Genomic DNA, 395 nt, shown 5'->3' on the forward strand with positions numbered 1-395 from the left:
CGGTTGTCGGCGCGCACGACCATCGCGACCTTGCCTTGCGTCGGCGCGACGTCGACGGCGACCACGGCGACATTCTTCGCCGATGCCGAATCGAGTGCGCGGCTGATCGCCGCCGAATCGATCGGCCCGACGACGATGCCCCTGGCGCCGAGATTCACCATGTTGTTCATGTCGGTGATCTGCTGCGCAGGGTCGTTGTTCGAATTGACGGGCGCGAGGATGTCGATGCCCATTTCCTTCGCGTACTTCGGCAAATAGTTGTTGTACGACTGCCAGAACGGCGACGTGAGAAGCGGCAGGCCGAGACCGACCTTGGCCGTGTCGGCCTGCGCGGCCGCGCTGAATGTGATGCCTGCGATGCACGTCGCGGCCACGGCGGCCGTCAACGCGTTCTG

General features: G+C 64.8%; 1 protein-coding gene. It reads right to left on the reverse strand.

Going from position 1 to position 395, the window contains the following annotated elements:
- Positions 1–395: sugar ABC transporter substrate-binding protein (locus GR197_RS31745; RefSeq protein WP_204330540.1), on the reverse strand; the 395-nt coding region annotated here is incomplete at both ends.

Source organism: Rhizobium phaseoli, from assembly GCF_010668805.1.
Classification (GTDB): domain Bacteria; phylum Pseudomonadota; class Alphaproteobacteria; order Rhizobiales; family Rhizobiaceae; genus Rhizobium; species Rhizobium phaseoli_A.